The organism is Streptomyces monomycini (assembly GCF_022271435.1).
Lineage (GTDB): Bacteria > Actinomycetota > Actinomycetes > Streptomycetales > Streptomycetaceae > Streptomyces > Streptomyces monomycini.
On sequence record NZ_JAFIQY010000009.1, the window covers coordinates 1 to 26487 of the forward strand.

Consider the following 26487-nt stretch of genomic DNA (forward strand, 5'->3'; position numbering starts at 1 on the left):
CAGGACCTCGCCAACCCGACCGAGAGGCCGGCCCTTCACGCATCCTTCGACGCCTACTCGGCCCACCAGGCCGACCGGTGGGTAGCGGTCGCCCTCCGCACCATCACACCGGCCCTCTCACCGGACGCCTCACGCGAAGCCTGGACATGGCTCTGCGAAGGACGCATGAAGGCCAGGTCAGCCCTGCTCCGCCGACAGCCCTACACAGTGACCGTCACCCAGGCCACCACCCGCATCACCTGGACGATCCGCCCCGTGATCTACCTGCCCCTCGCCCACCGCCAGGGCACCGTACTCCCCGCCTGCACAGAGGACTTCAAGCCCCTCCCGCCAGCCTGAGTTACAACTTTCTCTACTGGTTCAAGGCGGCTCGCTCCGCTCCCCGCGCGCGGCCCGGCCCCCGGCCGGCCGGGCCTGCGCTCCTGTCTCCGCCCCGCTCCAGCCCGGCCGGCGCCCGTGCCACGCCACAGCAATCAGTGCCTGATGCCAGACAAGGACTGGTGCTGCGACGACTCATCCATCCACATCCCGGAACGCCCGGAGGCTGGGCTTCGCAGATACGGCGAAGCTTCTGCACCGCGGCGTGCGCCGATGCTACCTTCGGCAGAATAGTGCCTTTGATGGCGGGAGTCCTCCAATGCCGAAAATGCCCAGCAACGCGCAGACCTTGATCCTGCGGATCTTTGACGCATGGAAAGAGGAGAACCTACCTACCGTTGACGGAGGGACCGCTTTTGAAATCTTTTCTTCAGAGTTGGCATTGCGGTCGTTTGGGCTAGGGATTGAGGAAATCGAGGCAGGTGTCGTAGGAGGGGGGGCAGGATGGTGCGATCGACTCAGTCTATGTCTTTTTCGATGACGCACTGCTAGATGAGGACTCAGACGTAGTATCAGAAACGAGCCGTCCGTCCGATTTTGGGCAAGACAGAAACTTGGAGCTCTGGGTAGTCCAAGCGAAAAGAACACCCAGCTTTGCCGAGGACGTGGCAGAGAAGCTTGAGAGCACAATGCGTAGAATGTTGGACCTCTCGCTGTCGATCGAGTCCTTGTCCGTCCTGTATAACCCAACCCTTCTCACGCGCTTCGGCGTCTTTCGTGACGCTTGGGAGAAACTAATCACCCGCCGTCCCCGGATTAGCGTGAACGTCATCTACGCAACTCCGGGAGACTCCAGTAATATCACGCCGCAATTTGAAGCAAAGTTGAACGCCCTGAGGCAAGTGATCATTTCTTCGGTTCCGGACGCGCGCACAGCATCTGTGGAGCTTCTCGGCGACAAGGAATTGCTGGCAAGATACAACGAACGACCGCCATACACTCTGGCAATGAACTATCAGGAAAGCGCTACGAGTGGGGAGTCGCACGTAGCTATCGTAAAGCTGAGGGACTATTATGATCTTATTGTCGATGAAAACGGTCGCCTTCGTCGTCACCTCTTCGAGTGGAACGTAAGGGATTACCAAGGTAACGTCTCGGTAAATCAAGAAATTCGCCAGTCTCTTACGTCACCCGATAGCCCCGAGTTCTGGTGGCTAAATAACGGCGTTACCATCATTTGCAGCGAGGCGACCAGTACGGCCAAGACATACTCACTCTCGAACATTCAGATTGTAAACGGCTTGCAGACGAGCCATGAAATCTTTGAGTCGATCAGGAGTGGCGATTCAGCAAAGGCCGGAAATCGTATGCTGTTGGTGCGGATTATTGTCACTGACGATGCCGCAACAAGGGACCTGGTAATCAGGGCCACGAACCGGCAGACTGCAATTACTGACGCCTCTCTGCGTGCAACCGACGAAGTTCAACGCAATATTGAAAATTACTTCTTGACTCAAGGTTGGTACTACGACAGGAGGAAGGGTTATTATAAGAACGATGGAAAAGATCCCGCGAAGATTGTAAGTATTCAGTTCCTCGGGGCATCTGTCACCGCCATGGGGCTGGCGCGACCCGACAAATCGCGTGGCAAGCCGTCCTCGTTGCTGAAGAATGACGAGGACTATCGGCTCGTGTTCGATGCATCAATCGACCTTCAAGTGTACCTCTGGGCTGCCAGGCTTCAGCGTCAAGTGGACGGTTTTATCTTGTCTGAAGCCGCCGAAGCGAACGTTTCGCAGAAGAGCAACCTCAAGTTCCATCTATCGATGCTTATCGTGGAGCTACTGAATGGTGAACCCATTCGGCGGCCGCAGCAACTTCGTGCACTATCCTCAGTGAACGCCGCGGTGGACGACGCCGTACTTAAGGATCTTTTCGAGAAGCTCAAAGAGTGGTCTGCCGTTTACCTTCGGCGAGAAGGTGTCATTCTGGAGAGGGCAACGAAAGCTCAGCGGTTCAGTGAATACCTGCTGGACCGAGCACGGAATCTCCGGGAAAGCACCGCCTAGCCTTTGGTCGCATGGCCGTGCGCTGGCCTAGCAACATCAGGAGTCAAGGCTTTACCACCACGCTTCCGCCGACGAGGCTTGCTCCGGTAGACGGCACTGGCAGCGTGGCTGCGGCTGGTGGGGGTGCAGCGATACACGCGCGCGTCGTCGTTCGGCGCCCCCGCCATCGTGGCTGGCTGTCGTCGGCTGAGGTAGAGATGGGCCACATCGAGGATGCCCGCCGTCGTCGAGCGCACCGAAGCTGGGCCGCCTCTGGGCCCTCCGAAGCCGCTCAAAGTTGGCCAATGTCGACCAACGACAACCACCAGGCGCACGAGCCCACAGCCCCTGAGCAGCAAAAAACGCACGTCGCCAAAATTCCCGGCAACACCCAGGGCAAGAAGAAGTAAGCCCCCCGCTTTCGGGCCCCTGCCTGCGGTTTCTCCGCGCGTAGGGGGCTTGTCGCTGTCCTGCGTCCAGGAGTACCGAGGCGTAGAAGTGGTGCGGTGTGTGCGTCCCCGTTCTCGGTTCTCGCGGGGTCCGGTGTTCAGGCGCCGGAACGGGGGCGATCGCAGCGGGCGCGGGTTTCCTCGCCTGCCTGCTTTCGGCGGTGGTCGGCGCGCGTACGAAAGAAGCTCCGCTCGGCATCATGCCGAGCGGAGTTCATGCCTGCCGTCGCGGGTGCGGTCCGAGCGGCCGCCGGAACGTTTGATCGCGAGCGCTGTCGGTTGGCCGGCTGCGGTCGGGAGTCAGCCGCAGCCGCCCCCGCACTGGCAGGGGCCGCCGGACTGGCAGCCGCAGGAGCAGCTGGGGCCGCAGGCGCAGTTGCCGGGGGCCGGGTTGGGAGCAGGGGAACGCGTCATGACTTGCCTCCTCGGGGAGAGGTCGTCCATCCGGTGTCCATTGGATGCCCGTTCGGCGAGGCGCATCAACGGCGCGTGGTGGCACGGCTCGTCGCCGTACGGCTCTGGGGCGGGGCGTGCGTGCCGTGCCGTGCGCGGTCGGGTGCTGTTACGCGCCCTCCACCGGGGCCGGCGGGGCGATCTCGTCCGCGTGTTCGCCGGTGACCAGGTAGACGACGCGCTTGGCGACCGATACGGCGTGGTCGGCGAAGCGCTCGTAGTAGCGGCCCAGCAGTGTCACGTCCACGGCCGTCTCGATGCCGTGCTTCCAGCGGTCGTCCATCAGGTGCTGGAAGAGGGTGCGGTGGAGGAGGTCCATCGCGTCGTCGTCCTGTTCCAGCTGGAGCGCGAGGTCGACGTCCTTGGTGATGATGACCTCGGCGGCCTTGGCCATCAGGCGCTGGGCGAGCTGGCCCATTTCGAGGATCGTGGCGTGCAGGTCCCGCGGTACGGCCGTCTCCGGGAAGCGCAGCCGGGCCAGTTTGGCCACGTGCTGGGCCAGGTCGCCGGAGCGTTCCAGGTCGGCGCTCATGCGCAGGGAGGTGACGACGATCCGCAGGTCGGTGGCGACCGGCTGCTGGCGGGCGAGGAGGGCTATCGCCCGGGCCTCCAGGTCACGCTGGAGATCGTCGACCTTCTCGTCGGCGGCGATGACGGCCTCGGCCAGCTTCAGGTCCGCGTCGAGTATCGCCGTGGTGGCGCGCCCGATGGCGGAGCCGACGAGCCTGGCCATCTCGACGAGGCTCTCGCTGATCGAATCCAGCTCCTCGTGGTACGCGTCCCGCATCAGTGACCTTCTCTCGGTTCGGGTGGTGACGTGTCGCTCGGGGTGGTGAAGTGCCATTCGGCTTGACGGAGTGGGGGCCGGAATCCCCACGCTCCCACGTTCCGGCCGGAACGCGACCGGTTCTGACCTCCGGAATGAACCAGCGCCGACACCAAGGTGAACTCTGGGCGACGTGTGTTCGAGCAGCCCCTCGAACGGCTGGGGAGATGTCACAGGTGACGCATAACCTGGAGTCATGAACGTGGATGCGGCCGTCGCCGCAGTGGCAGCGATCGCCGGACTGTGCACCGGCGTCTTCGCCATGCTGGCGTTCCGCTGGAGCGAGCGGGACCAGGCCAAACCCACGCGTACCTCCCTGCACACCGACGCCGTCCTGCCCCCCGGCGTGGACACCGTCCTGTCGGTGCTGCGTTCCTCGGCCGTCGTCCTGGACGAGGCCGACGCCGTGGTCAAGGCCAGCTCGGCCGCGTACGCGCTGGGACTGGTACGTGGCGGGAAGCTGGCCGTCGAGCCGATGCTCCAGATGGCCCGCGACACCCGCCGCGACGGCGAGATACGCCAGGTCGAGCTGGACCTGCCGCGCCGGGGCACGGGCCGGGGCGGCGACGCCCTGGCGGTCTCCGCGCGGGTCGCGCCGCTCGGGTCGCGGCTGGTCCTGCTGCTGGTCGAGGACCTGACCGAGGCCCGGCGCATAGAGGCGGTACGGCGCGACTTCGTCGCCAACGTCAGCCATGAGCTCAAGACCCCGGTCGGCGCCCTGTCCCTGCTGTCCGAGGCCGTCATGGACGCGAGTGACGACCCGGAGGCCGTCGAGCGTTTCGCGGGACGGATGCAGAACGAGGCCACCCGGCTGACCAACCTCGTCCAGGAACTGATCGACCTCTCCCGGGTGCAGAACGACGACCCGCTGGAGGACGCCGAGCCGGTCCGGGTGGACGAGCTGGTCGCCGAGGCGATCGACCGCTGCCGCCAGCAGGCGGGCAGCAAACAGATCACCATGGCCGCCGCCGGCACCGCCGACCTGCACGTCTGGGGCAACCGCGGCCAGCTCGCCGCCGCCCTCGGCAACCTCGTCGAGAACGCCGTCAACTACTCACCGGCCCGTACCCGGGTCGGTATCGCGGGCCGCCGTGTCCAGGCACACGGCGGCGACCTTGTCGAGATCGCGGTGACCGACCAGGGCATCGGGATATCGGAGAAGGACCGGGACCGCGTCTTCGAGCGGTTCTACCGCGTGGACCCGGCGCGCTCGCGCGCCACCGGCGGGACCGGCCTCGGCCTCGCCATCGTCAAGCACGTGGCCGCCTCGCACGGCGGGGAGGTCACGGTGTGGAGCGCTGAGGGACAGGGCTCCACCTTCACCCTGCGTCTCCCGGAGGCCGGTGCCGTGCGCGATCGCGCACGCGGCGCCTCCGACCCGTCGGCGGAGGGCCTCGACGACGAGGACCGCCCGTACGAGACCTTCAACGATCCGCTCCCTGCTCATCCTGCCCCGGAGGTCCTTCCGTGACCCGAGTGCTCGTCGTCGAGGACGAGGAATCGTTCAGTGACGCCCTGTCGTACATGCTTCGCAAGGAGGGCTTCGAGGTCGCCGTCGCGGCGACCGGCCCCGACGGCCTGGACGAGTTCGAGCGCAACGGCGCCGACCTGGTCCTGCTGGACCTGATGCTGCCGGGCCTGCCCGGCACCGAGGTCTGCCGTCAGCTGCGGGGCCGCTCCAATGTCCCGGTCATCATGGTGACCGCCAAGGACAGTGAGATCGACAAGGTGGTCGGCCTGGAGATAGGAGCCGACGACTACGTCACCAAGCCCTTCTCCTCCCGTGAGCTGGTCGCCCGGATCCGCGCGGTGCTGCGCCGCCGCGGGGAGCCCGAGGAGGTCACGCCGCAGGCCCTGGAGGCCGGGCCGGTCCGGATGGACGTGGACCGGCACGTCGTCACGGTCTCCGGCGGAAAGGTCGACCTGCCGCTGAAGGAGTTCGACCTCCTGGAGATGCTGCTGCGCAACGCGGGCCGGGTGCTGACCCGTATGCAGCTGATCGACCGCGTCTGGGGCGCCGACTACGTGGGGGACACCAAGACGCTGGACGTCCACGTGAAGCGCCTGCGCGCCAAGATCGAACCGGACCCGGGCGCGCCGCGGTACCTGGTCACGGTCCGGGGGCTGGGTTACAAGTTCGAGCCGTAAGAGGCGTCGGGCGTCAGAGGCCAGAGGCCAGAGGCCAGAGGCCAGAGGTCGGAGGCTCAGAGGCTTTGGGCGTCTGAGGTCTGAGGTCAGCGGCTCCGGGCGTCTGAGGTCGGCGGCTTCGGGTGTCTGAGGTCGGAGGCTTTGGGCGTCTGAGGTGCCGGGTGGTTGAGGGGCCGGGCGTCAGAAGGTGCCGGGCTTCTGAGGCGCCTATGCGCGGTACGGCATACGTGAGCGCCGTGCGGGCCGGAGTGATCCGGTCCGCACGGCGCTCGTGCTCGTACGGGCGGCATCGCCGCTACGGGTACCGGCGGTACCCGTAGCAGCGGTGCGGCGCTGTCCCGTGCGTCAGCGGCCCGCCTCGGGCGACTGCGGCGTGCCGCTGTTCGGCGACGCGTTGTCCCCGGTTCCGGCGTCACCGTTGGCGCCGGCCGTGCCGCTCGGCGTGGCCTTCCCCGACGGGCTGCCGGACGCGGAGGGGCTGCCGGACGGGCGGGCCGAGCCGGACGGCGACGGGACCTCGCTCGGGCCGAAGTCCTTGAAGTAGCTCTTGGCCGGGACGACGAACGCGCGCAGGGTGACCTTCCCCGCGGCGCTGAAGTCGAAGGTCACGGACTGCGCGTCGCCGTTCTTGACGGACGTGCGGCCGCTGTCCAGCACGGCGGAGGCGTTGTCCTTGCCGCCGATCACGATCGAGCCGCCGGCCGGGACCACGATCGGCCCGGAGCCCTTGGCGGGCGCCAGCTTCGCTTCCTTGTTCGTACCGTTGACCTTGATGGACTCCAGCGTCTGGTCCTTGCTGCCGTTGTTGAACACGGTCGCGGTCACCACGGCCGGGCCCTCGGCGTCCGGCTCGGGCTGGGTGACGACGGAAGCGTTCTGGATCTTGAGGTCGCCGACGCTGGTCGCGGCGTTGTCCGGCTTGACCTGGAGCGTCTGGGCGTCGTTCCCGGCTCCGCACGCGGAGAGCGTGGCGATCGAGAGCGTGAGAACGGTGGCGGCGAGGACGCCGCGTCGAAGGCTGCGGCTCACGGCGGCGGCATCTCCTTGGACGAACTACGGCGGCCGAACTTCGAGCCCGGTCGCGGATGGGCGGCTGGGCGGCCGTGCGCGGTCGCCGTACCGGCATCCGCGTAAAGCCGCCCTAAGGGTGTGTCAGCGCCGCTAGGTTACCGAGCCGCCCCCGGGCCGCCGCACCCGACCCGCCCCCAGGACGATCACACCCTCCCCACATCCTGCTCCGGCCCGTCCTCGCACGGGCTCGGTGGCCCTCCGCCGTACGTCCGTTTGCCGCACATCGTCCGCGGTCGCGGACGTTTTCCTGCCTGCCGGACGGAATGATCGCGAGCCGGGACGAAGCGGGGACGAAGCCGGGGCCGAAGCAGGATCCGGAGCCGGGTCGGGAAGAAACCCGAATATCCGGCAAGCGGTCGTTCGGATGAAGCTCGGCGGGTTTCTCCGCAGGTAAATCGGCATTCGCAGGGAATGCGCCGGGTTCCGGAATTGATCACGTACGGCGACCACGTACGGCGGCCGGCCGGTGTTCGCGAGGTGGACATCCGGTGATCAATTCGCGAAACGGCGGACACCCGTCCTCCGGAACCGAACGGAGTAGCGGAACTGCGACATCCGGATCCCGGCAAAACGGGACGTACGGGTGCCGTCGCGGGCCCTTCCGGGGGTGTGACGCAGGCGTTTCAGGCTGCGCGCGAAGCGCCTCCGACCTGCGAATTCCTGCACCCGGAGGGCTGCCGAAGCACGTTCCGGTCGTTGTTGTCAAGCCCCGAGATATGCCCTGACCTGCGAAAACGCCATTCAGAACGGCCCGTTCCCGTGTTAGCATGGATAGCCACGGAAGGGGTACCTGTCACATGACGTTCAAGGTTGGCGACACCGTGGTCTATCCCCATCACGGGGCCGCGCTGATCGAGGCCATCGAAACTCGCCAGATCAAAGGCGTGGACAAGACCTACTTGGTGCTGAAGGTCGCCCAGGGCGACTTGACTGTTCGTGTGCCAGCGGACAATGCGGAGTTCGTCGGCGTACGCGATGTGGTCGGCCAGGACGGGCTGGACCGGGTCTTCGAGGTGCTGCGCGCACCGTATGCCGAAGAGCCGACGAACTGGTCCCGTCGTTACAAGGCAAATCTGGAGAAGCTCGCCTCGGGTGACGTGATCAAGGTCGCCGAAGTGGTGCGTGACCTGTGGCGCCGTGAGCGAGAGCGCGGTCTTTCCGCCGGTGAGAAGCGCATGCTCGCCAAGGCGCGCCAGATCCTGGTGAGCGAACTCGCCCTCGCGGAGAACACCAACGAGGACAAGGCCGAGGCTCTGCTGGACGAGGTCCTCGCGTCCTGACGACGCACGAATGCCGCGGCGCCCGAGTGGCGGCCGACTCCGGCCAGGAGCGGTCAGTTGCCGGGCGCTGCGGCATATCTGCGGCGGCATACCCGTACTCGTACCCGCGTACTCGTATCCGCACTGGCGGACCCGTATCCGCATCCGTGCACGGCGCCTGCTTCCCTGGGCCCGCACGCGCGGAAGCGCATCTGCGGAAGCCGTGCACCACTACCGAACCGTGTGATCGTTCTCCGTGGTGACCGCCCCCGTGCTCGTCCCCGAAAAGATCCGCCGTCGCGCCCGCTTGTGGCGTGCCGGGCTCGGGCAGCTGTCCCGACCGGTGTCACGGAAGGGTCCGGATCGGGGCGTCGCGCCCGGCACACTGCGGCCATACCCATGTCGGCTCGGGAAACAAACCTGTCTGCGCTAATTCCGGGGTCTCCCCGGGTTTCGGAGCAACCGATGTCAGACGTATCCCCAGATTCCGCCAACCCCTCCGGTACGCCCCGGCTCCGTACCGCGGCCGTGATCCCGGCCGCCGGACGCGGCGTACGGCTGGGACCGGGCGCCCCCAAGGCGCTCCGTGCGCTCGGCGGTACGCCCATGCTCGTCCACGCCGTACGCGCGATGGCCGCCTCCCGTGCCGTCTCCGTCGTCGTGGTCGTCGCCCCGCCGGACGGCGCCACCGAGGTCCGCAACCTGCTGGACCAGTACCCGCTGTCCGAACGCACCGACCTGCTGGTCGTCCCCGGCGGCGAGACCCGGCAGGAGTCCGTCCGGCGCGGCCTGGACGCCCTGCCCGAGGCCATCGACGTGGTGCTGGTGCACGACGCCGCCCGGCCCCTGGTCCCCGCCGAAACGGTCGACTCGGTGGTCGCCGCCGTGCGGGACGGCGCCCCGGCCGTGGTGCCGGCGCTGCCGCTCGCGGACACTGTCAAGCAGGTCGAACCGCGCACCGGCGGGCAGGCCGGCGAGCCGGAGCCCGTGGTGGGCACGCCGGAGCGGGCCCTGCTGCGCGCCGTGCAGACCCCGCAGGGCTTCGACCGGGCGACCCTCGTCAAGGCGCACGAGACCGTCGCCCTCCAGGGGGACGGCGCGACCGACGACGCGGGAATGGTCGAGCAGCTCGGCGCCCCCGTCGTGGTGGTGCCGGGCCACGAGGAAGCGTTCAAGGTGACCCGGCCGCTGGATCTGATCCTCGCCGAGGCCGTACTCGCCCGCAGGAGGGCCACCGATGGTTATGTATGACGCACAGCCGCAGATGATGCCGCTGGTGGGCATCGGCACCGACGTGCACGCCTTCGAGAAGGGGCGCGAACTGTGGGTGGCCGGCCTGCTCTGGGACGACGCGGCGAGCGACGGGTACGGACTCGCCGGGCACAGTGACGGCGACGTCGCCGCGCACGCCGCCTGCGACGCTCTCTTCTCGGCCGCCGGGCTCGGCGACCTCGGAGCGCACTTCGGCACGAGCCGCCCGGAGTACTCCGGCGCGTCCGGCGTGACCCTGCTGTCCGAGGCGGCCGGCATCGTACGGGCCGAAGGCTTCCTGGTCGGCAACATCGCGGTGCAGGTCATCGGCGTACGCCCGAAGGTCGGCAAGCGGCGCGCCGAGGCGCAGAAGGTCCTCTCGGAGGCGGCCGGCGCCCCCGTCTCGGTGTCCGGCACGACCTCGGACGGTCTGGGCCTGACGGGCCGGGCGGAGGGGCTGGCGGCGGTGGCCACGGCTCTGGTGTTGCCGATGGGGTAGGGGAGCCGGCGGGATGGCCGACGGCTCGGCGCGGGTGCCGTGCGGTGCGGGAACTCCGTGGCGTGTACGCGAGTTGTACGGGTGACAGGGACGTCCGCAGCAGCTGGTTCCGTGGCAACTGGAGGGGGCATGGCCGGAACATCCATACCGCGCCGCGGCCGCGCGGGGTGAATTGTCACGCTTCTGTGTCCATGGCCCCGGCGGTCGCAGGGCACTGTCCGGTTCGGACTACCCTTGATGCGTGACTATTCGGCTGTACGACACCAGCGCCCGGCAGACTCGCGATTTCACCCCGCTCACGCCGGGCTGTGTCTCGATCTACCTGTGCGGTGCGACCGTACAGGCCGCCCCGCACATCGGGCACATCCGGTCGGGACTGAACTTCGACATCATGCGCCGCTGGTTCCTGCACCGCGGCTACGACGTCACGTTCATCCGGAACGTGACGGACATCGACGACAAGATCATCGCAAAGGCCGCCGGTCAGGGGCGCCCGTGGTGGGCCATCGGCTATGAGAACGAGGTCGCGTTCAACACGGCCTACGACACGCTCGGCTGCCTGCGTCCCACCTACGAGCCGCGCGCCACCGGTCACATCCCCGAGATGATCGAAATGATGCGGGGCCTGATCGACCGTGGCCACGCCTATGCCGCGGACGGCAACGTCTACTTCGACGTGCGTTCCTTCCCGGGCTACCTGGAGCTGTCCAAGCACGAGCTGGACAACCTGCTCCAGCCCGCCGCCGAGGGGGAGACCGGGAAGCGCGACGCGCGCGATTTCGCCATGTGGAAGGCGGCCAAGCCGGGTGAGCCGAGCTGGGAGACGCCGTGGGGCCGGGGCCGTCCCGGCTGGCACCTGGAGTGCTCGGCGATGGCGCACAAGTACCTGGGCAGCGCCTTCGATATCCACGGCGGCGGCATCGACCTGATCTTCCCGCACCACGACAACGAGATCGCGCAGGCCAAGGCGTACGGCGACGACTTCGCCGCGTACTGGTGCCACAACGCCTGGGTGACCATGAGCGGCGAGAAGATGTCCAAGTCGCTGGACAACTCGGTGCTGGTCTCGGACATGGTCAAGCGCTGGCGCCCGATCGTGCTGCGCTACTACCTGGGCACCCCGCACTACCGTTCGATGATCGAGTACAGCGAGGAAGCGCTGCGCGAGGCCGAGTCCGCGTTCGCGCGGATCGAGGGCTTCGTCCAGCGCGTGGTCGAGAAGGCCGGGACCGTCGAGCCCGCCGCCGAGGTGCCGCCGGCCTTCGCCGACGCGATGGACGACGACCTCGGCGTACCGCAGGCGCTCGCCGTCGTGCACACCACCGTGCGCCAGGGCAACTCCGCGCTGACGGCCGACGACAAGGAATCGGCCGTCGCCCGCCTGGCCGAGGTCCGCGCCATGCTCGGCGTGCTGGGCCTGGACCCGCTGGACGAGCAGTGGTCGGGCGGCGGCACGGGCCGCGGCGAGGACCTGCACGGCGTCGTGGACTCGCTGGTCCGGCTGGTCCTGGAGCAGCGCCAGGCGGCCCGTACACGCAAGGACTACGCGACCGCCGACGCCATCCGCGACGAGCTCCAGCAGTCCGGTCTGGCCATCGAGGACACACCGTCGGGACCGCGGTGGTCGCTGTCCTGAGCGGCAGCGGCGCGCCGGGGCCGGCGGGGTCGGGCGGGTCGGCGGGACCGGGCGGGCCGGCAGGGCCGGCGGGGCCTCGGCCTGCCGGATCTTGTCCGGCCGGCTGGTTCTCGACCGGCCGGAGCCCGGCCACCGGAACCCGGCCCGCGGGCTCTCGCGCCGCCGGGTACCGGTCTCAGTGAGCCCCCGTCCCGCCGGGCGTCGGCATCAGCGGATACCCGCCCCGCCGGGTCCCGGCATCAGCGGGTACCCGCTCCGGCGGGTGCCGGTTGGCCGTACCGGTCGTCTCCGGGCGACACTTCTTGCAGACACACAGCAGACACACATCCGTACGTACGAATCCACTCCACGTCGCGAGACGTCGAGAGCAGTGAAGAGACAGGTGACCCATGGCCGGCAACAGCCAGCGCAGGAACCGCCGCACGTCCAACAAGAAGGGTATGCAGGTCGGCAGCGGTGGCCAGCGGCGCCGGGGCCTGGAAGGCAAGGGCCCGACCCCGCCCGCGTCCGCGCGCAAGGGGCATGTGAAGAACCGCATCGCCAACGCCCAGGCCAAGCAGGCGGCCAACCGGCGCCCGGCCCCGCGGCGCGGCGGCGCCAAGGGCACCTCGGAGCTGGTCGTCGGCCGTAACCCGGTCTTCGAGGCGCTGCGCGACGGCGTGCCCGCGACGACGCTGTACGTGCAGCAGTTCATCGAGAACGACGAGCGGGTGCGCGAGGCGCTGCAGCTCGCCGCCGACCGCGGCAACATCAACCTGATGGAAGCGCCGCGCCCCGAGCTCGACCGTATGACCAACGGGCTCAACCACCAGGGCATGGTGCTCCAGGTGCCGCCGTACGAGTACGCGCACCCCGAGGACCTCGCGGCCGCCGCCTTCGACGACGGCGAGGACCCGCTGATCGTCGCGCTCGACGGCGTCACCGACCCGCGCAACCTCGGCGCCGTGGTGCGCTCCGTGGCCGCGTTCGGCGGGCACGGCGTGGTCGTACCGGAGCGGCGCGCCGCCGGTATGACGGCCGGCGCGTGGAAGACCTCGGCGGGCACGGCGGCCCGTACGCCGGTCGCCCGTGCCACAAACCTGACGCGCGCCCTGGAGGGCTACCAGAAGGCGGGCATGACCGTCGTGGGCCTGGCGGCGGACGGTGAGATGGAGCTCCAGGACCTGGAGGTGCTGGACGGCCCGGTCGTCATCGTCGTCGGCAGCGAGGGCAAGGGCCTGTCGCGGCTGGTCGGCGAGACCTGCGACGTGCGCGTACGCATTCCGATGCCGGGCGGTGCGGAGTCGCTGAACGCGGGCGTCGCGGCGGGCGTGGTGCTGTGGGAGGCGGCGCGGCGGCGCGGGTGAGCCCCGCTCCGTCGGCGCAGGGGGCCGGACGGCAAGGTGGTGAAGGCGCGCGGGCGGGATCTCCGGACCGCGCGTGCGCCCCTGCGCCGTCCGCCGTCCTGGCCCCCGGAGCCACGCGCCCGTAGGCGCAATACGTCCGTACGGATGTACGAAGCGTCATCCGGAAGGCTGTGCGGCGCCCCGCAGAAGGGCGGCACCGCCAGTGTGCCGAGGCGGCCCGGTGGAGGTCACCCGCCGGGGCGGCGGTGATCGCGCGTCTCCTTGACGGGTCTCGGACAGTTCGGGGCGGTCAAGGCAGTGTCTTAAACGCGGGTCACTCGGTTAGATGAGCGTGGACACCAGAACACCCCGCACGCCTACGGGGGGACGCTCGCCGGGCTTCGATGACGAGCCGGTGCTGAGCTCGGTCAAGGTGCCGTGCGATCCCGCGCAGGTCATTGTCAATCACGCCAGCTTCCGCGTGCAGCTCGCCGCGCCCGCCGCGAGCAGCAGCGCCATGGCCGACACCGCGCGCATCCCCGTGGTCCGGGAGCCGGCGGGCGGCAGACGCCGCGCACCCGTGGTGTGGAGCGGCCGCACCGAACCGGGCGGCACCACCGCCGCCACCAGCCAACTTCTTCATGCCGTACGGATGTCGGGCCGCACCACGGTCACCGCCGACCGGAGCGACGACATCGGCACCACGACCCAGGTCCTGCCCAGGGTCCGGCTCGACGAGGAGCAGCCCGGTACGAGCACGGGCCTGGGGACCGGTACGGGCGCGGGCACGGGTACGGTCACCGGCTCCGGCGGCCCGGCCCCGGCCATGGTCGGCCAGCAGCGCGGCCCCGTGGATGCCGACACCACCCTGCTCAAGGGCGTGCGCCCGACCACCGGCGCCTACGACCACTACGACGAGGAACCGCCGTACTCGGACGAGGAGACGGCGGCGTACGAGCGGTACGGCGACGCGGCCGGGCGGCGCGCCGGCGACCCGACGATCCGGCACGCGTACTACCCCGGCCGCCGGATGAACCTCGGCGTCGTGCTGCTGCCGCTGCGCGTCTTCCTCGGCTTCATCAGCGTGTACGCGGGCATGGGCAAGCTCTGCGACCCCGTCTACTTCGACGGCGGCGAGCGCGGTTCGATGGTCAAGTGGCTCCAGTCGCTGCACCCTTGGTCGCTGGTCGCCCCGCTGCGCGACTTCGCGCTCTCGCACCCCGTGGGAGCCGGCCTGACCGTGGCCTTCCTCCAGGTCGTGGTCGGCGTGCTGACCATGTGCGGACTGTGGCAGCGGGTCGCCGCCTCGTTCGGCGCCCTGCTCTCCGCGGCCCTCCTGATGACCGTCAGCTGGCGCACCGTGCCCGTGTACGACGCGCCCGACATCATCTACCTCGCCGCCTGGAGCCCGCTGCTCATCGCGGGCGCGCCGGTCTACTCGATGGACGCCCGGCTCGCCGGCGAGGCGTGGCGGCGGCTGGGCCCGCGCGTCGAGCTGTGGGACCTGCGCCGCCGCGTCCTGCGCCGCGGCGCCGTCCTGACGGCCGTGGTCGCCGGGCTGACGCTGCTGGTCGGGTCGCTGCTGGGCGGAGCCGTACGGTCCGCCTCGGTGCCGTCCGTACCGGAGCCCGGCGAGCCCGCGACGAACAATCTCCCCGGCTCGCCGCTGCCGCAGCAGTCACAGCCCGGCGGCCCGAAGGCGCAGCACGGCCCCGGCCACCCCGGCAAGGCGCCGAAGCACTCCGGAAAGCCGTCGGCGGGCGCCTCGCGCAAGGCGGGCACCCCGAAGTCGAAGACCCCCTCCGCCTCGGCTCCCGGCACGGCCCGGGCCACCGGCAGCGTGAGCGGATCGGCACCGGACACCGGCCGCTCCTCCAGCGGCACCCCGTCGCGGCAGACCGCACCGACGCGGGCCCCCGCGACGACCCCCCAGGCACCGTCCGTGGGCGGCACCGCCGGTGGCACCAACGGCGGGACGAGCGACAGCGGTTCGAGCAGCTCCAGCAACGGCAGGGGGCGCGGAGGCACGCTGGGCGGCCTCTTGGGGTAGGGGAGGGGCTCCTGGGGCGCAGCAAGGCCCCTTGAGCCCCGTGAGACCCTCACAGGCGAACGGACCGCCCCCATGGCATCGGCCATGGGGGCGGTTCCTTGCGTCGGCTGCTGACCGGATGCGGCATTCCTCCGATGCGCCCCTCATGAGCGCTGCCCGAACGCGTCACCCGAACACGTCACCCGAACACGTTGTCCGTATGCGTAGCTCCAACGCGTCACCCGTGGAGACAGCTCATCCGGTACCGCTCACACTCGCTGAGACCCCAGCTCCTTGGCAGCCTCGGTGAGGTCCTTGGCCGTGTCGATGGCGCGCCAGTACGCGCCGTGCGGCAGGGGGAAGCCGGCCAGGCGCCGTTCCCGGGCCAGACGGGGGAACGTCGTGCGCTCGTGGTCCCCGCGCGCGGGCAGCAGCCCGGTGAAGGCGGCGGAGAAGACGTACACGCCGGCGTTGATCAGATAAGGGGAGGGCGGCGACTCGATGAAGTCGAGGACGTGGCCGAACTCGTCGGTCTCCACGGCGCCCCACGGGATGCGCGGCCGGGCCAGCGCGAGCGTGGCGTCGGCGCCGCGCTCATGGTGGAAGTCCGCCATCTCGCGCAGCGAGAAGCGGGTCCAGATGTCACCGTTGGTCGCGTACCAGGGCTCGTCGGGCCGGGGCAGCGAGGCGGCGGCGTACTTGAGACCGCCACCGCGACCGAGGGGTTCGGTCTCGACAACGGTGGTGACACGCAGGGGAAGTTGTGCCTGGGACAGCCAGTCCTGGAGCACCTCGGCGAGGTGACCGCAGGAGACGACCGCGTCCGTGACGCCCTCGGCGGCCAGCCATGCGAGCTGGTGGCCGATGATCGGGGTTCCGGTTCCGGGAATCTCGACCATCGGCTTGGGACGGTCGTCGGTGTACGGGCGAAGTCGCGAACCCTGGCCTCCGGCCAGGATCACGGCCTGCGTGGGGTGCGGGCACGGGGCTGTCATGGTTCGCACCCTATGCGGTGCGAGCCGGGCTCACTGGACAGAGGCGACGCCGGTGGCGAACGAGGTGTCACAGACCGGCCGGGACCAGGCCTGCGCACGGTGCGCGGCACCGCCGTACTTGGCGACCGCGGCACGGCCGAGGGCGCGCGCGATGGCCACGCAGTGCTTGGCCAGGGAGGGGCGCTTGGTGGTCTCCTCCTGGAGGTGGGTCAGGGCGACACCGGGATTCTTCTCCTGGAGTTCCACCAGGAGCCGGTCGCGGAGCACGTCCTGCGGCGCCCGGGAGCCCGCCTTGGTGGAGGCGTTCTCGGAGGAGGCGGTCAGCATCTTCGAGTCCGTACCCGGCGATGCCCACGGGACGCGGGTGACCGCGAGCGTCCCGGACAGGACGAGCACGACGGGGAGGACAAGGGCGAGGGTTCGGCCGATACGGCGGGCTGCGGAGTTCACGGGGCGATGGTAGCGAGTAGTGATGATTTGGCGACATTTAGTCACCGAATCGAGGGATCTTTTCCTCCGAAGTGCGTGCGCGATGTTGACGTACACGCTCGAAATGACGGCTCTGCCGGGGTATTTGTCGACACAGCGCGTACGGTGACCCGCGCAGAAAACGGCGGCACCGGCCCCGAAGGACCGGCGCCGCCGCACCCGCTCAGTCGCTCAAGCTCAGTCGCTCAACCGCTCAACCGCTCAGTCGCTCAGCCGCTCACCCGTCGACGTCGAGAAGACGTGCGTCTCGCCCGGCCGCGGTACGACGTGCAGCTCGGTGCCCTTCTCCGGCACCTGCCGCCCATTGACACGTACGACCAGGTCCTTGTGCTCGTCACCGACGACCGCGGACCCGTACACGTACCCGTCGGCACCCAGCTCCTCGACGACGTTCACGGTGACGGCCAGGCCCGCCGGGGCGTCCGCGGTCTCCTTGGAGAGCGATTTCGCGGCGCCGCCGTTCTGCTCGACGATGTCGAAGTGCTCGGGCCGGACGCCGACGGTGACCGTACGGTCGCCCTTGTCGGCAGCGGCCGCCAGCGCCTCCCGGCTGACCGGCACCACGCTGTTGCCGAACTTCACACCGCCGTCCGTGATCGGCACCTCGACCAGGTTCATCGCCGGCGAGCCGATGAAGCCCGCGACGAAGAGGTTGCTGGGCCGGTCGTACATGTTGCGCGGCGAGTCGACCTGCTGGAGCAGCCCGTCCTTGAGGACGGCGACGCGGTCGCCCATCGTCATGGCCTCGACCTGGTCGTGGGTGACGTAGACCGTCGTGATCCCGAGACGGCGCTGCAGGCCGGCGATCTGCGTACGGGTCTGCACGCGCAGCTTGGCGTCCAGGTTGGACAGCGGCTCGTCCATGAGGAACACCTGCGGCTCCCGGACGATCGCCCGGCCCATCGCGACACGCTGCCGCTGGCCACCGGAGAGCGCCTTCGGCTTGCGCCCCAGGTACTCGGTCAGGTCCAGGATCTTCGCCGCGTCCTCGACCTTCTGCCGGATCTCCGTCTTGTTCACGCCGGCGATCTTGAGCGCGAAGCCCATGTTGTCGGCGACGGTCATGTGCGGGTACAGCGCGTAGTTCTGGAACACCATGGCGATGTCCCGGTCCTTGGGCGGCAGGTGGGTGACGTCCCGCTCCCCGATCCGGATCGCGCCGTCGTTGACGTCCTCCAGGCCCGCCAGCATCCGCAGTGACGTGGACTTGCCGCACCCGGAGGGGCCGACCAGGACGAGGAACTCGCCGTCCTCGATCTCGATGTTGAGCTTGTCGACGGCGGGCTTGTCGGAACCCGGGTAGATCCGGGTCGCCTGGTCGTACGTGACCGTGGCCATGATGTGTCCCTTCACCGGCAGGAACGTGCCGGACGATCCGAGTAAAAGGAGTGGTGTAGTCCACTGCTGTGGACTGTCCGTGACGGTACCCGGGCCGACGCCCGGTGTCAGTAGCCCGCGGGCCACGAAACAGCGGCGCCAGGTAGGCTGCGAGCCTGGGTACACTGCATCAGGCGCGCCTCCTTAGCTCAGCTGGTCAGAGCAACGCTCTTGTAAAGCGTAGGTCGTCGGTTCGAATCCGACAGGGGGCTCAGGGAGTGAGAAGCCCCAGGTCACCGGTGGTGGCCTGGGGCTTTCTGCTGTCACTTGGCCGGCGGTGGCGCCGGGCGCGTGCCTGGCCGAGGGCGGGGAGGCCGGCCGTGAGATGGCCCCTGATCGCCAAGCGGTTGACGCGATCTTCGCCGGTACGACCCGACGGGCCGGTTCCCGGGCTTCGGCCCAGCCGGGACCGGCTGTCAGAGCTTCCCTGCTCCACCGCTCCGAGTCCTTCCGGCCACTCTTCGGCGGCGGCCCAACTCAACTTCCCACCGGTCGCCGGTGGTTCGGTGTGCGGGGCGGTAGAGCTGGTCCACGTGCTCGGGGCGGTGGCGGCCTCCGCGGTGCTTTCCGATGAGCGGGGTGATGGCGTTCCGCGGATCTCTGCCCGCTCCCGGCCCAATATCGGCGCTGGACGGCGAACGTGGTGACGTTGACGCAGGTGAAGACGTAAACGGGCCATGAAGGCGGCCTTTCCTCTACTCCTCTTGAGAAGTCATCCCTACAGCCCAGTCCTCACGTCGTCTACTCCTCTTCAGGACTTACTCTGAAACCGTCCGACGATCAGGGACGGTGAGCACCCCGTGGCCAAGAAGTACGAGCGGATCGCTGACGCACTTCGTCAGCGCATCCGTGCAGGTCGGATGAGGCCGGGAGAGCGTCTGCCGGCGGAGACCGCACTGGCGAAGCAGTACAAGACCAGCGTTCCGACGATGCGCGACGCGCTGGGGGAGCTGCTGGCCGAGGGGCTGATCGACAAACGGCACGGCGTCGGCAACTTCGTCCGCAAGCCTCCGCAGCGGGCGGAACGTACCAACGAACGTCACCAGTGGGAGAAGGACCGGGCGCGCGCGACACAGGACGAGCGTCGGCAGACCGGCGCCACCGAGCACGACACCGGACTCACCGTCTCCGATCTCGTCTTCAAGGCCCGGTACCGCGAAACGAAGGCCGACGAGGACCTGGCGGCAACCTTCGCCGTACCCGTAGGCACCCGGTTGCTCGAACGCAGCTACCGCACCTACCCGCGCGACGGGGACGGGGCTCTCAGCCTCGTGTGCTCACGCCTCGTCCACGACGTGGTGGCGGCCAACCCGGACCTTCTCGACGAGTCCAACGAGCCGTGGCCGGGTGGCACGCAGAGCCAGCTGCACACCATCGGCATCGAGCTCGACCACATCGTCGAGCGGGTGACGGCCCGGCCTCCGACAACAGAGGAGGCCGAGGAGCTCGGCCTCCAGAAGGGCGTCTCCGTGATCGTGCTCCGCAAGATCTCCATCGACACCGGGGGGCGGGTGGTGGACGTCTCGGACGTGACCATGCCCGGCGACCGCATCGAGCTGGTCTTCACAACCCGTCTGGACCGGTGGTGACGATGACGAACCTCATCACGGTGATCACGGCCGTCCACCCGCCGGCCGCGAAGTTCCTGGCCGACGCGTACAAGTCGCTGACCGAGCAGCGACTGCCCGATGGCTGGGACTGGCAGTGGGTGATCCAGGAGGACGGCGAGACCGACGCCGTGACGCCCCACCTGCCCGACGACCCGCGGATATCCTTCGGCCAGGGCCGGCAGGGGCGCGCGGCGATCGCTCGCATGCTGGGCCTGTCCCGCGCCGAGGGCGAGTACGTCAAGGTTCTGGACGCCGACGACATGCTGACCCCGGGCGCCCTGGCCCGCGACCTTCAGGCCCTCACCGCCGACTCCTCGCTCGGCTGGGCCACCTCCCGCGCCGTGGACCTCCTCCCCGACGGCTCCACCGTCGGCTTTGAACAGGACCCGCCCGAGGGCCCGATCGAACGCGGCGCCGTCCTCCAACACTGGAAGACCCACGACTACCGCGCCCAGGTCCACCCGGCGACCCTCTTCATACGCCGCGACCTGCTCCTGGCCCTGGGCGGCTGGATGGCCCTGCCGGCGAGCGAGGACACGGGCCTGCTGATGGCCCTGAGCGCGGTCAGCCGCGGCCACTTCTCCGCCGAGACGGGGCTGCTGTACCGCAAGTGGCCGGGGCAGGCGACGAGCCAGGCGGCTCACGTTCATGAAGGCGAGCGGGAGGCACGGTTCGCGGTTGTGGAGGCGCGCGCTCGGGTTCTGGCGGCGATGACTGATTGGCGGTACGGGGCCGCGTAGTCACGACTTGAGAGCGGCTGTGGGGGTGCCGGAGTGCCCCCGCAGCCGCTCTTCGCTATCCAGCCCGCCGTGTCCAGAACCCGACACGACAATGCCATGTCTCGGTGGCGTTTTGACGTTCTTCGGGACCAGGCTGGATTGCTGCACCACGGCCCCAGCCACGCTACTACCTCCGTTAAGGCGTGGTATTGGTTGGTCCTCCCCGCCGCGCCGGGATCTTGTCGCTGTTAGGCTGCTCTGCCTGTACGGCGGACAGGCGCAGGAGTAAGGGGGAGAGCTCTCTTGCCGGGGACTTTCAAAGTCGATGTGCACGAACTCGGCTCCATCTCGCGAAAGCTCGACGAGAGCGTCACCGGTATGCGGACCGTGACGCGCAAGATGGACCAAGCCACCGCAGGGCAGCTGGGACACGACTCCCTGGATTCCGCCTGCTCGGACTTTCAGTCGAAGTGGAAGTACGGAATCGGGCAGATCGCCGGACTGGCGAACTCCATACGCGGCTCGGTGGATGCCACTGCGGAATCGTACCGAGCCTGCGAGACGGGAATTCAGCAAGCGTTCGCCAAGGGCCTTGAGGGGGCTTCCCCCGGTTCCTCGTCGCCGCAATCGACATCCGGTGCCACGTCCCGAGTCTTCGGGTAGGCGGGTAGGGAGGGCTCATGAGTGGCGGCGGGAAGATACCTTCCGAGGCTGCGGGGTACCCGGGCATCGGCTTCGATCCGACCCCTGGCAGTCTCTCGGCGGTACGTGCACTCACGGATCAGTCGTTCGAGGCGCACCGAAACCTGAGTTCGGTGTGGCAGACCCTGAACTCCATAACCCGCGGCGGAGATGCGTGGAAGGGCGTTGCCGCAGACGCGTTCTCCGCCCAGGTGAAGGAACTGCCGAAGCTGGTCGACTCCGCGACGCAGAGCTTCTACGACTGCGGTTTCCAGCTGAATGAGTGGTCCGCGAAGCTGAGTAGCATGAAGTCTCGGTCGGCAGACCTGGAGGCCCGCGCGGTAACCGCCCGTTCTCGTGTGCGGGACGCGGAGGGGAACCCGAATCTGGGGCTGGCGGGGCAGACATTCGACACCGATGAAGAGCTGCACAACGCCGAGCAGCGTTTGAACCGGGCAGTGAAAGAGCTTGATGCTGCCAGGAACGCTCTCGACACACTCATCGAGGACGCCAAACGCCTCAAACATCAGCATGACGATGCAGCGGAGAAGATCGCTGAGGCCGTACGCAAAGCCTCGGAAGAAGCTCCCGACGAACCTGGATTGCTGGATCGCATCGGCGACGCCATCAAGTCACTGGCCGAGGCCAACTCCCTCCTGGCGCAGCAAGCCTGGGACTGGGTGAAGAATCACGCCAACGCCATCGCTGCTGTCGGCGATGTCCTGTCGACGGTCAGCGCCATACTCGGCGCTGCCGGAGTGGGCATCGCTGCTCTCGGCCTCGTCTTCCCTCCCTCGGAGATCGTCCTAGGGCCGCTTGCCGCTGGCTTGGAGGTCACATCGTCCGGATTCGCTGCAGGGGCGCTCGTGCTTCACGGCACCGCTCGTATGGCGGGCGGCGAAGACGTCGTGTCGAACCGGACGCTGGCGCAGGACGCGCTGGGCACGATCCCGTTCGGTGGCGCCGTCCGCGTCGGAGGAAAGCTGGGCACCGCGATCTTCAAGAGCCGTGCGGCGGACGCGGCCTCCAACTTCGGACTGGTCGACTCCTGGGCCGGGCTGTTCGGTGATCCGTCCGTATTCGAGAACTTCAAGCCGACGAACCGCCGTCAGGCCGTGGAGATGGGAATTCCCGGCGGCGGCCCTCTTCTGGTCGCTGTGGAGAACGCGTGGAAGAAGGGCAGCGCGAAAGACCAGGAAACCACTGACGGCGGGTGAGAGAAGAGCATGAAGGATGAGGCGGCGGTAGCAGCACGATTCGACGGACGCCCGACTGTCGAAGTCGTCTTCACCGGGTTCGGGGCGATGCGTGCTGACCGGGTTACCTGGATCGGCGCGGAGTTGGGCTATGTGCTCAGCGCGGATGAGCCTTACGGACGAGGGCAGCGTCGTTTGCTCTTCACTCGCGACGACAGTCCGGCGGCCCGGCAGCGTGCCCAGGCGACCCTGGCGCGCGTGCAGGCGGTCGGCTCGTGGAGCGCCGTCGCTCAGCCTTGGCCAGGAGCTGTACCCCACGGTCCGTCCGCGGCCACCGACCCGCCGCCGATCCCCCCGGAGCGGGCTGCACGTGCGCAGAGGCAGGGCAAAGCCTATGAGGGGTGGCGCCCGGCTCAGCTGATCAGCGTGTGCTGCGTCTTCGCCGCAGGATTCTTCGCGCTGGCGTGGGCCGTGCGCGAGACGGTGCCGGCCACGGTGGGCTCCTGCCTCGTCGGCCTTCTGTGCCTGGCCGCAGCCGCCCTCGGCCCGCGGTACACGAGGCGCTGGCATCAAGAGAACCTGCGTCTGCTTGAGCGTTACCGCCGCCAGCAGGCAGCCCAGTTCCCTGTCTCGCCCCCTTCCCCTCCTCCCCCTCACGCAGGGCCGCACAACGACCGGATGGGAAGCTAGAGTTGGAATTCATCGCGCCTGCGGGCTTCACGGAAATTCCCATAGGGATGACTGTCGAAGAAGCGCGACAGGAACTGTTCATGCGCGTGTCACGGGAAGCTCTCGAAGCGAGGCCCGCGGCCTACGAGAACCTTGTGAGCAACCTGCAGAAAGTGTCGCAGGCACTCGAAGAGTCCGGGACGCTGTACGCCGGAACCTGCCTGCGCGCCTACGAAGGTGAACTGTCCCTCGGCACCTTGCTTGTCACGGTGACGCCCTTCGCCTTCGGGGATGCAGCAATCGCGGCGGACGGCATGGTGCGCGCTCTCGTCGCCGCGCGGGGAGATTCCTGGGCCGGAACGGTATTCGACACCCCGGTCGGTCCTGCCGCGGTGCTGACGGGCGTGAACGGCTTCCACATCCCGGCTGAGACCTCCGCATTGGGGGAAGAGCTGGACCTGCCGATGGCAGAAATGCAGGTGTACCTGCCGGTGCCAGAGGGAGTGGAGGGCCAGGAGCAGTGTCTCGTTTCCTTCAACCTCACGACGCCCTGTGAGGGCCATTGGGACGCGTACTGCTCCGACATCGTGGCGCTGCTGAACAGCGTGACGTTCGACGAGCCAGACCACACGTCACCTCAGGGAGGCTCTCAGCCCACCTCACCGAGGACACCTTTGGACTCCCCAGCGAGGCCTTCGCCCGGCCAACCCCACGCTGATGGCAAGGCGCCCGCGACGCCCTTCGGCTGAGCCCTTGGCGGAGTCGAGCGGAAGACGTGTTGGTGTACCCGCGCGATCACTGCCCCGCCTCCGGGGGCCTACGGCAAGTATTCGGCGTCAACGCGGGAGAAGAGCAGTTCGCTCTCCTCGGTGACCGGCTCCCGCCACCGGATCGGCACCTCTGCTTCGCGTCGCAAGGCTGCCGGGTAACGGCTGGCGGTGTAGTCGTTCGGAAGGCGATACATGTGGAACCCGTTCGTCCGCAGAGCGCCCAGCAATTCCTCGGCCGACTCGCCCAGTTCGAGCATCCGCTGCGGCGTTACCTCGATGGCCAGCTCCGCGTCGGGCCGAAGCTGGTCGAGCAACGGGATCAGCCCCCGTACGACGGAGCCCTCAGCCCCCTCCACATCGATCTTGATCACTCGCGCTCGCGCGAGCTCATCAGGGCTGAGGACATCCGACAGCGGCTGAGCTGCTACTTCGAAGGTGGACTCGGCCTCGCCGGCGTACGGCACGATGCTGTTGGCCCCCATGTTGTGCGAGCTGGCGAGGATGAAGGTGAGCATCTCCTCGCGGTCCGAGATCGCGGCGTTCACCGCACGAACGTTTCCGTACCCGTTGATCGCCACTTGCTTGCGCAGCACGCGGTGGAAGTCGGGGGACGCCTCCAGAGCGACCACAGCGCCCTCCGTACCGACCAACCGTGAGGCGAGCAGGCTGTAGTAGCCGATGTTCGCGCCCACGTCCACGAAGACGTCGCCAGGCCGGAGCCGATGCTCCAGCCACCGCGTCAGGTGTGGCTCCCACACCCCGAAGAGGTAGATGTACCGCTGGATCAGGTCCCGGGTGTCGGTGACGAACGTGGCGCCGAAGCGCGTGCGGGCCCGGCGGATGCGTGGGTGGTCGCGCAGTCCGGCGTTCAGATAGGACTCCACGATGCCGGCCTTGCCGAGCGTGCCGGGGGCGTAGCGCACGTACCAGCGGGAGAGGTCGAGCTTGAACTGCGTGAGGAGAGATGTCACCTGAGTCCCCGAAGACGTCGTGCCGGCCGTGCGGATCCGGATCACTCTACGTACGGCGTTCGATGGGGACCTCGTAAACGATTTCGCGGTACGCGTGCGGCACGATGATGTCCGCCGCCTCGACCGGCCGGCCAGGTCGGCGCGGAACGGTGGCCCGTCGAGCTGCTCCCGCGACCAGGGCCGGGCCATCCGCAGTCGCTGAGGCGGCTCCGCGACGTAGGTGCCGGAACCAGCCGGCCCTCAGCCCTCCGGGACGGCCGCCCTTACGGGCAACGGTCCTCGTCTCGGTGCTCGGTCGACCTGGCGGCCGTCGACCTGAACCGCAGCCTCCGAAATCGAGCCGGAGCCGCAGCCACCGGCCAGGTGCCTGTAGCGGCACCGCCAGGGCGAAGCGAATCGTGCCCGTCCGCTATCACCGCGTCTTGTCGAAATCCAGGTCGAGCATGCGGATCGCGTTCCCGCGGAGGACCTTGTAAGCCACGTCCGGCGGCATTCCGGCGACGTGCTCCGCGGCCACCTTCTTGGTGTGCGGCCACGTCGAGTCGACATGCGGGTAGTCGGTCTCGAAGGTGGCATTGTCGACGCCAACCGTTTCGATCGACGCGACGCCGTGCTTGTCGCGGAAGAAGCAGCAGAAGATCTGGCGGTAGTAGTACGTGGAGGGCGGCTCGGGAATCAGGTCGCGTACGCCGCCCCAGGCGCGGTGCTCCTCCCACACGTCGTCCGCTCGTTCCAGCGCGTACGGAATCCAGCCCATCTGCCCTTCCGCGTACGCCAGCTTCAGCCGGGGGAATTTCACCAGGACGCCACTGAAGAGGAAGTCCATCATCGACGCCATGGCGTTGTTGAAGGACAGCGACGCTTGCACGGCCGGCGGAGCGTCCGGCGAGGCGGCAGGCATCTGTGACGACGAGCCGATGTGCATACACACGACCGTCCCCGTCGCCTCGCACTCCGCGAAGAATGGATCCCAATAGCCCGAGTGAATGCTCGGCAGCCCCAGGTAGGTGGGGATCTCGCTGAAGGTCACGGCGCGCACCCCTCGGGCGGCATTACGCCGAATCTCCCGCACGGCGAGATCCACGTCCCACAACGGGATCAGGCACAGCGGAATCAGCCGACCACCGCTGTCCCCGCACCATTCCTCCACCATCCAGTCGTTGTACGCACGGACGCACGCCAGGCCGACTTCCTTGTCCTGGGCCTCGGCGAAGGTCTGCCCGCAGAATCGTGGAAAGGTCGGGAAGCACAGCGACGCTTCGACATGATTGAGGTCCATGTCCGCGAGGCGCGCCTTCGGGTCCCAGCAGCCGCGCCGCATCTGTTCGCGGGTGATGCCGTCGAGCGTCATCTCGTCCCGGGAGAACCCGACGGCCGCGATGATCCGCTTGTACGGGAAGAGATCTCCCTCGTACCGCCACCAGTCCGTCAGCTGGCCGGCCGGATCGGTCGTGAACTTGTACTTGCCGCCGACGTACGCCAGCTCGCCGATGCCGGCGGTGAACGGCTTCGGCCCGAGTTCGCGGTACTTGGCGGGCAGCCAGGTCTCGAAGAGGTGCGCCGGTTCGATCACGTGGTCGTCGACGCTGATCACGCGGGGGATGTCGGTGGTGCCGTGCGTACCGTTCGTCTGGCCAGTCATGAGGCCCCTCTCAGCGGTCGCCGCGCCGGCGACGTACCTGACGACCCGTCAGGTCG

General features: G+C 68.4%; 23 protein-coding genes and 1 tRNA gene. 17 read left to right on the forward strand and 7 right to left on the reverse strand.

Going from position 1 to position 26487, the window contains the following annotated elements; genetic code table 11:
- Both JXZ78_RS13430 and JXZ78_RS13435 read left to right on the forward strand, forming a co-directional pair.
- A partial coding sequence (locus JXZ78_RS13430) for a hypothetical protein (protein WP_238783087.1) occupies positions 1-339 on the forward strand: 339 nt, incomplete at its 5' end.
- A gap of 677 nt (positions 340-1016) precedes the next feature.
- Positions 1017-2387, forward strand: a complete 1371-nt coding sequence (locus JXZ78_RS13435; protein WP_157851675.1) for an AIPR family protein — start codon at positions 1017-1019, stop codon at positions 2385-2387.
- A gap of 990 nt (positions 2388-3377) precedes the next feature.
- Here JXZ78_RS13435 and phoU read toward each other — a convergent pair.
- A complete protein-coding gene (gene phoU / locus JXZ78_RS13440; RefSeq protein WP_030022532.1) occupies positions 3378-4055 on the reverse strand; it encodes a phosphate signaling complex protein PhoU in 678 nt (225 codons plus the stop codon).
- A 235-nt stretch (positions 4056-4290) separates the two neighbouring features.
- Between phoU and phoR the strand changes: the two genes are divergently transcribed.
- Both phoR and phoP read left to right on the forward strand, forming a co-directional pair.
- Positions 4291-5565 (forward strand): two-component system sensor histidine kinase PhoR, encoded by a 1275-nt coding sequence (gene phoR / locus JXZ78_RS13445; protein WP_030022531.1) that lies wholly within the window; start codon positions 4291-4293, stop codon positions 5563-5565.
- A 5-nt stretch (positions 5566-5570) separates the two neighbouring features.
- Positions 5571-6242: a two-component system response regulator PhoP gene (gene phoP, locus JXZ78_RS13450; RefSeq protein ID WP_468489259.1), complete on the forward strand. Its 672-nt coding sequence runs from the start codon at positions 5571-5573 to the stop codon at positions 6240-6242.
- 345 nt (positions 6243-6587) lie between these two features.
- On the opposite strand, the gene JXZ78_RS13455 is transcribed toward phoP, so the two are convergent.
- Entirely contained in the window at positions 6588-7271 is a 684-nt protein-coding gene (locus JXZ78_RS13455; RefSeq protein WP_030022530.1) for a copper chaperone PCu(A)C domain-containing protein, read from the reverse strand.
- 839 nt (positions 7272-8110) lie between these two features.
- Between JXZ78_RS13455 and JXZ78_RS13460 the strand changes: the two genes are divergently transcribed.
- The 6 genes from JXZ78_RS13460 (at position 8111) to JXZ78_RS13485 (ending at position 15333) form a co-directional block, all read left to right on the forward strand.
- Complete coding sequence (locus tag JXZ78_RS13460; RefSeq protein WP_003953493.1) at positions 8111-8593, forward strand: CarD family transcriptional regulator; 483 nt, start codon at positions 8111-8113, stop codon at positions 8591-8593.
- 444 nt (positions 8594-9037) lie between these two features.
- A complete protein-coding gene (gene ispD, locus JXZ78_RS13465) occupies positions 9038-9823 on the forward strand; it encodes a 2-C-methyl-D-erythritol 4-phosphate cytidylyltransferase (protein WP_030022529.1) in 786 nt (261 codons plus the stop codon).
- A complete protein-coding gene (gene ispF / locus JXZ78_RS13470; protein WP_372498419.1) occupies positions 9810-10322 on the forward strand; it encodes a 2-C-methyl-D-erythritol 2,4-cyclodiphosphate synthase in 513 nt (170 codons plus the stop codon). Before ispD ends, ispF begins: the two co-directional genes overlap by 14 nt.
- Positions 10323-10563: 241 nt before the next feature.
- Positions 10564-11958, forward strand: coding sequence for a cysteine--tRNA ligase (cysS, locus tag JXZ78_RS13475; RefSeq protein ID WP_030022526.1), 1395 nt, complete (start codon positions 10564-10566; stop codon positions 11956-11958).
- Between the two features lie 389 nt (positions 11959-12347).
- A complete protein-coding gene (gene rlmB, locus JXZ78_RS13480; protein WP_030022525.1) occupies positions 12348-13304 on the forward strand; it encodes a 23S rRNA (guanosine(2251)-2'-O)-methyltransferase RlmB in 957 nt (318 codons plus the stop codon).
- 325 nt (positions 13305-13629) lie between these two features.
- A complete protein-coding gene (locus JXZ78_RS13485; RefSeq protein WP_030022524.1) occupies positions 13630-15333 on the forward strand; it encodes a DoxX family protein in 1704 nt (567 codons plus the stop codon).
- Between the two features lie 248 nt (positions 15334-15581).
- On the opposite strand, the gene JXZ78_RS13490 is transcribed toward JXZ78_RS13485, so the two are convergent.
- The 3 genes from JXZ78_RS13490 to JXZ78_RS13500 form a co-directional block, all read right to left on the reverse strand.
- On the reverse strand, positions 15582-16307 hold the full coding sequence (locus tag JXZ78_RS13490) for a nucleotidyltransferase family protein (protein ID WP_030022523.1): 726 nt from the start codon (positions 16305-16307) through the stop codon (positions 15582-15584).
- 30 nt (positions 16308-16337) lie between these two features.
- Complete coding sequence (locus JXZ78_RS13495; protein ID WP_030022522.1) at positions 16338-16757, reverse strand: hypothetical protein; 420 nt, start codon at positions 16755-16757, stop codon at positions 16338-16340.
- A 240-nt stretch (positions 16758-16997) separates the two neighbouring features.
- Positions 16998-18134 carry an ABC transporter ATP-binding protein gene (locus tag JXZ78_RS13500; RefSeq protein WP_030022521.1) on the reverse strand — a complete coding sequence of 379 codons (1137 nt, stop codon included), beginning with the start codon at positions 18132-18134 and terminating at the stop codon, positions 16998-17000.
- A gap of 177 nt (positions 18135-18311) precedes the next feature.
- Between JXZ78_RS13500 and JXZ78_RS13505 the strand changes: the two genes are divergently transcribed.
- The 7 genes from JXZ78_RS13505 (at position 18312) to JXZ78_RS13530 (ending at position 23797) form a co-directional block, all read left to right on the forward strand.
- Positions 18312-18385: transfer RNA gene (locus tag JXZ78_RS13505), tRNA-Thr, on the forward strand.
- Positions 18386-18493: 108 nt separating this feature from the next.
- Positions 18494-18820 (forward strand): hypothetical protein, encoded by a 327-nt coding sequence (locus JXZ78_RS41305; RefSeq protein WP_505016624.1) that lies wholly within the window; start codon positions 18494-18496, stop codon positions 18818-18820.
- A 153-nt stretch (positions 18821-18973) separates the two neighbouring features.
- Entirely contained in the window at positions 18974-19762 is a 789-nt protein-coding gene (locus tag JXZ78_RS13510; RefSeq protein ID WP_030022520.1) for a GntR family transcriptional regulator, read from the forward strand.
- A 2-nt stretch (positions 19763-19764) separates the two neighbouring features.
- Positions 19765-20523 carry a glycosyltransferase family 2 protein gene (locus JXZ78_RS13515; RefSeq protein ID WP_030022519.1) on the forward strand — a complete coding sequence of 253 codons (759 nt, stop codon included), beginning with the start codon at positions 19765-19767 and terminating at the stop codon, positions 20521-20523.
- Positions 20524-20805: 282 nt separating this feature from the next.
- Positions 20806-21165 (forward strand): DUF6317 family protein, encoded by a 360-nt coding sequence (locus JXZ78_RS13520; RefSeq protein WP_050502787.1) that lies wholly within the window; start codon positions 20806-20808, stop codon positions 21163-21165.
- A 17-nt stretch (positions 21166-21182) separates the two neighbouring features.
- Positions 21183-22400 (forward strand): putative T7SS-secreted protein, encoded by a 1218-nt coding sequence (locus JXZ78_RS13525; protein ID WP_030022517.1) that lies wholly within the window; start codon positions 21183-21185, stop codon positions 22398-22400.
- A 671-nt stretch (positions 22401-23071) separates the two neighbouring features.
- Positions 23072-23797: a hypothetical protein gene (locus JXZ78_RS13530; RefSeq protein ID WP_157851674.1), complete on the forward strand. Its 726-nt coding sequence runs from the start codon at positions 23072-23074 to the stop codon at positions 23795-23797.
- A gap of 68 nt (positions 23798-23865) precedes the next feature.
- Here JXZ78_RS13530 and JXZ78_RS13535 read toward each other — a convergent pair whose 3' ends face one another.
- Both JXZ78_RS13535 and JXZ78_RS13540 read right to left on the reverse strand, forming a co-directional pair.
- Entirely contained in the window at positions 23866-24789 is a 924-nt protein-coding gene (locus tag JXZ78_RS13535; RefSeq protein WP_030022515.1) for an FkbM family methyltransferase, read from the reverse strand.
- A gap of 412 nt (positions 24790-25201) precedes the next feature.
- The gene (locus JXZ78_RS13540) at positions 25202-26431 is read right to left on the reverse strand and encodes an amidohydrolase family protein (RefSeq protein WP_030022514.1); all 1230 of its coding nucleotides are present in this window, start codon (positions 26429-26431) and stop codon (positions 25202-25204) included.
- Between the last annotated feature and the right edge of the window lie 56 nt (positions 26432-26487).